Origin of the sequence: Candidatus Desulfatibia sp., from assembly GCF_036446775.1 — a bacterium.
In the GTDB taxonomy this organism is placed as follows: Bacteria; Desulfobacterota; Desulfobacteria; order Desulfobacterales; family UBA11574; genus Desulfatibia_A.
Genome location: NZ_JAZFTO010000329.1, coordinates 1 through 3,482, shown reverse-complemented (window position 1 = coordinate 3,482; position 3,482 = coordinate 1). Strand labels below are relative to the sequence as shown.

4 protein-coding genes are annotated in these 3,482 nt (G+C 47.5%); all 4 read right to left on the bottom strand.

What is annotated here, in order from left to right:
• On the bottom strand, positions 1–445 hold a 445-nt coding region (gene rpiB / locus V3S16_RS15535; RefSeq protein ID WP_413886564.1), incomplete at its 3' end, for a ribose 5-phosphate isomerase B.
• Between the two features lie 180 nt (positions 446–625).
• Entirely contained in the window at positions 626–796 is a 171-nt protein-coding gene (gene rpmF / locus V3S16_RS15530; protein WP_413886562.1) for a 50S ribosomal protein L32, read from the bottom strand.
• 112 nt (positions 797–908) lie between these two features.
• The gene (locus tag V3S16_RS15525) at positions 909–3,077 is read right to left on the bottom strand and encodes an ATP-dependent RecD-like DNA helicase (RefSeq protein ID WP_413886560.1); all 2,169 of its coding nucleotides are present in this window, start codon (positions 3,075–3,077) and stop codon (positions 909–911) included.
• 136 nt (positions 3,078–3,213) lie between these two features.
• On the bottom strand, positions 3,214–3,482 hold a 269-nt coding region (locus V3S16_RS15520), incomplete at its 5' end, for an HAD-IA family hydrolase (RefSeq protein WP_413886559.1).

Sequence of the window (3,482 nt, the reverse complement as noted above, 5' to 3'; positions counted from 1 at the left end):
CCAGCTGATCGAACTTTTCTATGCGCATCCGGTGACGTCCGCCGTCAAACGGTGTTTCCAGCCATGCTCTGGTCAATTCCAGGGCAAGTCCTTCTCCGATAACACGCCCGCCCAGCACCAGTATATTGGAATCGTTGTGAGCCCTGCTCATAATCGCGCTAAAAAGATCGCTGCAAAGCGCCGCCCGCACGTGCGGGAATCTGTTGGCGACCATGGACATGCCGATTCCGGTGCCGCAAAGGAGTATGCCGCGCTTGAATTTTCCGTTTGAAACCAGAGAGGCAACCTTAACTCCAAAGTCCGGATAATCGACTGAATCTTCGCTGTGAGTGCCGACATCCTCAACCTTGATACCCTTTTCAGCGATGAACGTTTTGAGTTTCTCCTTTAAATCATATGCGCCATGATCACATCCGATGATAATCGGGGTCTTGTCTGCTTCCATGATGTTATCCTTTTACTGTTCGATATCAATGACGTAGGCGTTCAGAGGTTCAGGGTTCAGAAGTTCAGGGTTGCTTTTTTTTGTTAACCTTTACTAACTAGCCCCGAACCTCCTGGCACGATGTAGCTACAGCGTAGGCGGCTGAACCTTTGAACCCTGAACCTCTGAACCTGTGAACGGTTACTCAATGACGCTGCGGCCTTTGTAAGTTCCGCAGCTTGCGCAGGCATGGTGAGAAAGCACGGCCTCCCCGCACTGGGGGCAGGCCGACAGGTTTGTCCCCATGACCCTCTGGTGGGTTCGTCGTTTATTTCGCTTTGATTTGGATTTTTTGCGTTTTGGCACAGCCATTAGAAACCTCCTAACTATATGTATTGTAAATATATTCTTTAAATTGCCATCCTGGCTCAAAAGTTGGGATTTAAGTAATTGATACAATGAGGATTGTCAAGGAATATCCGAGTTAGCTGTCCCGAAGTCTGAAAGCAAGACTTGTAAGACGCTTATGGGGTTTGTTGTTTTTCAGGGCAATTGTCAGGGCTTTTTGGGTACCGATAAGGATTACCAGTTTTACACCTCGCGTAATAGCCGTGTAAAGCAGGTTGCGCTGGAGAAGAAAAAAATGCTGTGTCAAAATGGGTACAATCACGGCAGGATATTCCGAGCCCTGGGATTTATGTACCGATATGGCGTATGCCAGTGATAGTTCATCCAGTTCTGCAAAATCGTAATTAACGGATCTTCCATAGTAGTCTACGGACAGCTGTTTTTGTTCCGCGTCAACCGATATGACGGTTCCGATATCGCCGTTAAAGACTTCTTTCTGATAGTTGTTCTTCAAATGCATGACTTTATCATCCGGCCTGAAACCGATGCCTTTGGCTTTGGTATCCGCCGGCCTCGGGTTCAGCACCTTTTGAAGCACCTGGTTCAGGTTAATTGTACCCACGACACCTTTGTGCATGGGCGTTAAAACCTGAATATCATTCACGTGATCAAATTTATATCGCCGGGGAATTCTGTCGCTGCATAATTCAACGATGGTCTTTAGCACCTTGTCAGGATTACGCTGTTCGATGAAGTAGAATTCGGAGAGGCCTTCCGTGCTGTCGATACTGGTCAGGTCGGGTGTTTCGCCACGGCGAACCTTATGGGCATTGAGAACAATGGGGCTCTCTTGGGCCTGCCTGAAAATCTTTTTGAGTTCGAATGTACGTATTCTTTTTGATGCGATCATATCCGCAAGAACATTGCCGGGCCCGACCGACGGAAGCTGAAAAATATCGCCAACCAGAATTAGCGTTGATGTCACCGGAAGCGCTTTCAGCAGATGAAACATCAGCGCAGTGTCCACCATGGAGGCTTCGTCAACAATTAGTGCATCTGCATCCAGAGGATTGTTCAAATTCTTTTCGAATAGGTTGATGGTAAAATTGTATCCTAAAAGTTTATGAATGGTAGATGCCTTTCGGCGGGTAACCTCTGACAGACGGCGGGCTGCCCGTCCGGTAGGCGCCGCCAGCAGGATCTCTTTGCCCATGCTCTCAAATATAGCGGTAATCGATCTGATCAGGGTCGTTTTGCCGGTTCCGGGCCCCCCGGTAATAATGGAAACCCGGTGGGAAAGGATCTCTTCCAGGACGCTGAGCTGCTCGGAAGAAGGTTTAATGGCGAGCTTTTCTATAACTTCGGTTGCAATCTGCTCCTGATCAAGGGCAGCGATTGTTACCGGCACGGACAACAGGGCTTGCAGCCTGTTGGCAATACCGCTTTCCGCCTCGTGGAGCGCTTTGGTGTAAATGATCGTTGCATCTGGATTTTGAGGCATTTTTTCCATAACGATCTTTTTTTCATCTGCAAGAAGTGCGAGGATTGATTTGACACTCTTGTATTCAATCTTAAGAAGCTTGACGCAGCGTTGTAACAGCTCATCCTCATAAGCAAAAATGTGTCCATTATCAGCGAACTGTAACATTTGAAAAATAATACAGGATTTGATTCTGGCGGGCTCGTCTTCAGCGACACCCATCTTCAATGCAATGGTATCGGCTGAATGAAAACCGATTCCGGGTATATCAACCGTCATGCGATAGGGGTTACTTTGGATGGCATTGACCGCATCCAGGCCGTATGCTTTGAGTATTTTTCCACTATAGGACGTATTGACCCCATATTCTTGCAGAAACTGCATAAGGCCCCGAACCGCATGCTGTTCTTTCCAAGCTTGTGTTATTGAAGTTGCTTTGCTTTTCCCAATGCCTGAAACTTCCAGCAGTTTTGCCGGATTTTTTTCGATAACTTCGAGGGTGTGTTCCTTAAAGTGATTAACCAGCTTATCCGCCGTTGCAGCGCCGATTCCTTTTATGAAGCCTGCTTTCAGGTAATTCTTTATGCCGTCAACAGATGCCGGCAAAGTAACTTCATACGAATGAATTTTAAGCTGCTGGCCGTATCTGGGATGGGTCTCCCAGGTGCCTTTGATTTTAAGGGCTTCACCCGGACTGACAGCCGGCATGTAACCGACAACCGTCACAAGAGTTTGGGTCGAGTCGGTCTTTAATCTGGCTATGGTATAGTGGTTCTCTTCGTTATAATAGGTGATTCTTTCAAGGTGGCCCTCAAGGGTGGTCATGGGTCTGCGCCAATTTTTTTATAAATAATTTTTAGTTATATCAGATATCGGGGAGTTACCTCGTATGGTCGCTGCATGGAAAAATCCATTCCGCTGATAGATAATACTCTATAATAAAAACTCCCCGATCCCTCAGTTATATGTTTTGGGCTAATATCCATTCGGTGGCATGCAGAAGATCCCGGGCCACAAAATCCGGGATTATCTTTTTGGTGTTAAGAATTTCTTCAGCGGCTGCGCCGCTGCCGGTTTGGACCAGAACAGTATGCTTGCATCCGGCGCTGCGGGCACACTCAATATCCTTGGCACTGTCACCGACCATGACCGCCGCTTTAATATCTAACTGGTGCTTTTGTGCAGCCTGATAAATTAGTCCCGGCTCCGGTTTGCGGCAGTCACATTGAT

What these genes read in the sequence shown, in the direction of transcription:
- rpmF (WP_413886562.1), bottom strand. Translation starts at nt 796, where the DNA reads ATGGCTGTGCCAAAACGCAAAAAATCCAAATCAAAGCGAAATAAACGA.
- V3S16_RS15525 (WP_413886560.1), bottom strand. Translation starts at nt 3,077, where the DNA reads ATGACCACCCTTGAGGGCCACCTTGAAAGAATCACCTATTATAACGAA.